The organism is Streptomyces sp. NPDC048481 (assembly GCF_043200075.1).
Taxonomy (GTDB): Bacteria; Actinomycetota; Actinomycetes; order Streptomycetales; family Streptomycetaceae; genus Streptomyces.
This window is the reverse complement of sequence record NZ_JBICXC010000002.1, coordinates 480,507-485,204: the sequence shown is the minus strand read 5'-3', so window position 1 is coordinate 485,204 and position 4,698 is coordinate 480,507. Positions and strand designations below refer to the sequence as shown.

At 74.4% G+C, this 4,698-nt stretch carries 3 protein-coding genes; all 3 read left to right on the top strand.

Features of this window, described 5'->3' with window-relative positions; all coding sequences use genetic code 11:
* Window positions 1-61 precede the first annotated feature (61 nt).
* From ACGFSH_RS08445 to ACGFSH_RS08435, 3 genes are read left to right on the top strand one after another with little or no spacing between them, the layout of a single operon-like run.
* Window positions 62-850, top strand: a complete 789-nt coding sequence (locus ACGFSH_RS08445; RefSeq protein ID WP_393346236.1) for a thioesterase II family protein — start codon at window positions 62-64, stop codon at window positions 848-850.
* Window positions 847-4,485 (top strand): SDR family NAD(P)-dependent oxidoreductase, encoded by a 3,639-nt coding sequence (locus tag ACGFSH_RS08440; RefSeq protein WP_393346234.1) that lies wholly within the window; start codon window positions 847-849, stop codon window positions 4,483-4,485. The genes ACGFSH_RS08445 and ACGFSH_RS08440 overlap by 4 nt, the downstream gene beginning before the upstream one ends.
* On the top strand, window positions 4,482-4,694 hold the full coding sequence (locus tag ACGFSH_RS08435) for an MbtH family protein (RefSeq protein ID WP_329413066.1): 213 nt from the start codon (window positions 4,482-4,484) through the stop codon (window positions 4,692-4,694). The genes ACGFSH_RS08440 and ACGFSH_RS08435 overlap by 4 nt, the downstream gene beginning before the upstream one ends.
* Window positions 4,695-4,698 lie beyond the last annotated feature (4 nt).

The following is a 4,698-nucleotide window of genomic DNA, read 5'->3' as shown; positions in this document are numbered from 1 at the left end:
GGCGGCTCAATACCGTGTGACGCAATTCCTGTTGTCCCGCATATTTCGAGGCGGCCCGGTCATGCCTGACAGGCTCATAGCAGAAACTCCACTCGTCCGCCGCGCCCGGCGGTCGAACCGGAGGGTCCGTCTGTTCTGCCTTCCGCACGCGGGAGCGGGGGCGAGCGCTTTCGCCGCATGGCCGGGCCTTTTCCCGCCCGAGGTGGAAATCGTGGCCGTGCAGCTGCCCGGCCGCGAGGACCGCGTCGGCGAACCGCATCCCGCGTCCGTCGACGCCGCCGTCCGCATGGTCGCCGTGGCGCTGCGCCCCTACCTCCAGGGCCCGTACGCGTTCTTCGGCCACAGCGGCGGCGCGCTGCTGGCGTTCGAACTGGCCCGGGCGCTGCGCAGACGCGGCACCCAGCCCGGACATCTGTTCCTGTCCGGCCAGTCGGCCCCGGGGCACGACGTCGCCGTACCGGAGCTGCACCGGCTGTCCGACGACGACTTCGGGGCCGCCCTGCGGAGCCTGGACGGCACCTCGGACACGGTGTTCGGCGACCCCGAGCTGATGAAGCTGCTGCTGCCCACGCTGCGCGCCGACTTCACCCTCTGGGAGAACCACCGGCACCGCCCCGACCAGCCGCTCTCCGTGCCGATCACCGCACTCGGCGGGGACACCGACCCGCGCGCCCCCGTCAGCGGCCTCCACGCGTGGCGGGAGCAGACCACCGGGGCGTTCTCCGTGGAGGTCTTCCCCGGCGGCCACTTCTATCTCAACGACTCCGAGGCGGAACTCGCCGCGATCGTCGGCGGCACGCTGCTGGGCCGCCGGCCCGCGCACGCCGGTCAGGGAGGACCGAACCGATGACCATGCCCGGACCCGACGCCGTGGCCCTGCTGCGCGCGGCGGCCGAATCCGTCACAGGGGTGGAGGAGGCCGCGCCCCTGCTGCGCAGGGAGGCCCGGCTCGGCCGGGCGCGCCCGGCGGCGCCCCGCACCGCGGACGCGCCGCCCGCTCCGGCGCGGCCGCCGGCCGTCGCGTACGGCGGCGACCTGCCGGCCGACCCCGACTTCCCCACCACGTTGCAGGAGGCGCTCCGGCTGGCCGCCGAACTCGCCCCCGACCAGGGCATCGTCTACCTGACGGGTGACGGCGAGCGGGTCCAGAGCTACTCCCGGCTGCTGGCCGACGCACAGCGGCTGCTCACCGGCCTGCGCTCCACGGGCATCGCCCCCGGCGAGTCCGTGCTGTTCCAGTTCGGCGACAACCGCGCCTTCGTCACCGCGTTCTGGGCGTGCGTCCTGGGCGGGTACCTGCCCACCCCGGTCGGCGCCGCACCCGGCTACGACCGCGAGAACGCCGGCACGACCAGGCTGCGCAACGCCTGGCAGCTGCTGGACCGGCCGCTCGTCCTCACCGACGCCTCCCTCGCCCCGGCGGTGGCCAGGCTGCCCGCCCTGTGGGGCGTGGACGACCTGCGGGTGGCCGTCGTCGAGGACCTGTGCGACGGGCGCCCGCAGAGCACGGACTGGTTCCCGGCCACCCCCGACAGCCCGGTCGTGCACCTGCTCACGTCCGGCAGCACCGGCGTGCCGAAGGTGGTCCGGCACGCAAGCCGCAGCATCCTGGCCCGCACCCGCGCCGTCGCGGCGGTGAACGGATTCGACGCCGACGAGGTCGCGCTGAACTGGATGCCGCTCGACCACGTCGGCGGCATCGTCATGTGGAGCGTGCGGGACGTGGTGCTGCGCTGCCGGCACGTCAACGCGACCATCGACGCCTTCCTCGCCGACCCGCTGCGCTGGCTCGACTGGATCGACCGGTACGGGGTGACCAACACCTGGGCCCCCAACTTCGCCTTCGCCCTCGTCAACGAACGCGCCGCCGAGATGACCGGCCGGTCCTGGGACCTGTCGACGCTGCGGCACCTCCTCAACGGCGGAGAGGCCGTCGTCAGCCGCACCGCGGACCGGTTCATCGAGCTGCTCACGGCGCACGGGATGCCGGCCGACGCGATGCGCCCGTCCTGGGGGATGTCGGAGACCAGCTCGGGCGTGACCCACTCGACGCTGCGCGCCGGCGATCCGGACGCGGGCCGGCTGCGGGTGGACAAGAGCTCGCTCGGCGGGGCGCTGCGCTGGTCGGACGGCCCCGACGCCGTCACGTTCACGGAGGTCGGCCCGCCGGTGCCGGGCGTGCGGCTGCGCATCGTCGACGCGGACGACGCCGTGCTGCCCGAGGACCACGTGGGACGGCTCCAGATCACGGGGCCGACGGTCATGGAGGGCTACTACCGCAACCCGGAGGCGAACGCCGAGGCGTTCACCGCCGACGGCTGGTTCAGCACCGGAGACCTGGCGTTCCTGCACGAGGGCCGGCTCACCATCACCGGCCGGGACAAGGACCTCATCATCGTCCAGGGCGCCAACATCCTCAGCTACGACGTGGAGTCCATCGCGGAGCAGGTGGAGGGCACCGAGGTCACCTTCGTCGCCGCCTGCGGCTGGTCCGGCGCGGGCGACAGCACCGACAGACTGGTGATCTTCTTCGTCCCGGCCCACGGCGACCGGACCTCGGTCCACGACACCATCGCCGCGATCAAGGCACGGGTGGCCGAGACCCTGGGCCTCCAGCCCGACCTGGTCATCCCGGTCGAGCGGGACGACTTCCCCAAGACCGGCAGCGGCAAGATCCAGCGGGCCCGGCTCCTCGCCGACCTCGACGAGGGCAAGTACGCCCAATGGTGCGACGAGCCGGACGGCCCCTGGTACTTCGAGCGGACCTGGATCGACCTCCCCGCCGAACGCGGCGCCCTGCCCCCCGGCCCGTGGCTGGTCTCCGAGGCCCTACAGGACGAACTCGCCGCCGTACCCGGCGTTCCCGAGCTGGTCGTCCGCCCGGCCGGCGGCGCCTGTCCGGCCGGCCCCGCCGGCGCCGTCGTCCACCTCGCCCAGGGCCCCGACGCGGAGGGCGTGACCCTCGACGTGCTGCGGCTGCTCCAGGACCTGTCCGCGCACGATCCCGCGCCCCCGCTCCTGGTGGTCACGAGCGGCGGTCTGTGGACGGCCGCGGGCGACGCCCTCGACCTCGCCACCGCGGGCCTGCCCGGTCTGCTGCGCACGGCGGCCGCGGAGCGGGCGGCGGCCTCCGTCCGGCAACTCGACGTGCGCGACCCGGGCGACCGGGCCGCCGCGATCGTCACGGAGCTCGCCTGCCACGACGGCGCCGACCTCGTGGCCCACCGCGGCACGCGACGCCTGGCTCCCCGGCTGCGGCCGATGGCCCTCGGCGAACCGGGGCGGGAGGCGTTCGTCACCGGCGGCCGCTATCTCGTCACCGGCGGCCTCGGCGGCGTCGCCCACCCGGTCGCGGAATACCTCCTGGCCGCCCACGGCGCGAAACTCCTGCTGGTCGGACGCAGCCCGGCCGACCGCGGCGAGCGCGCCGAACGCCTCGACGACCTCGGAGCCCTGGGCGACGTCGTCTACCGCGCGCTCGATGTGGCCGATCCGGTCGCGTTGCGGGCCGCGGTGCGCGAGGCGGAGGCCCGCTGGGGGGCGCCGCTCGACGGAGTGCTGCACCTGGCCGGCGCCGACGTCTCCGGCCAGTGGGCGCGACTGGAACGCCACCAGGTCGCCCGCGAGTCGCCCCAGGCCTTCCGCGACGCCTACCGCGCGAAGGTGACCGGCACCCTGGCCCTCGCCGCACTGCTGGAGGACCGCCCCGGCACGCCCCTGGTGCTCTTCTCGTCGGTCAACGGCGAGTTCGGCGGGAGCTCCTTCGCGGCGTACTCGTCGGCCAACAGCTTCCTGCACGGATTCGCCGACCACTGGGGCCGCGAACGCGGCCGGCCGGTGCACTGCCTGGCCTGGAGCACCTGGAGCGGCGTCGGCATGAACCGGGCCGCGCCCCAGGGCGCAGCCGAGGCCCGCGGCTTCCGCGCCCTCGACCCCGACGAGGGCCTCGCCTCGCTGCTCGCCGTCCTGGGCCAGGACCGGGCCACCGTGCTGATCGGGCTCGACGGCCGCAACGAGCACATCGCGCGCGCCCTCGCCCCGGACAGCCTGCACATCGCGGAGGCGATCGTCGTGTACACCGGGCAGGCCTCCGAAGCCGACGTCCGGGCGGCCGTGGCGCCGGTGGCGAGGGAACTCGACCACCCCCTGCGGTGTCTGCGCGTCGAGCGGCTGCCCGACGACCAGGACACGCTGCTCGCCGTGGCGGTCGCGGCGCTGGAACGGGGCGGACGGCAGTTCGTGCCGCCGGCCACGGAGCTGGAACGGGACCTGGCCGCCCTCTGGAGCGACGTCCTCGGCAGCGACGTGGGCCGCGACGACCGCTTCTTCGACCTCGGCGGCAGCTCGCTGCGCGCCGCCCAGCTCGTGAACCGCATCAACAGCGCGCTGACCGCCCGGCTCTCGGTGCACCAGCTCTACGAACACCCCACCGTCGGCGCGCTCGCCACGGTGCTTTCCCCGCACACGCAAGGAGAACGAGCATGACCAATCCGTTCGAGGACCCGGAGGGCACCTACGTGGTGCTCGTCAACGACGAGGGCCAGCACTCCCTCTGGCCGACGTTCGTCGACGTGCCCGCCGGCTGGCAGACCGCCCACCCGGCCGACACCCGCGACGCCTGCCTCGCCTACATCGAGACCCACTGGACCGACATGCGTCCGCGCAGCCTCGCCGCCGCGATGGACGCGCAGTAGATCC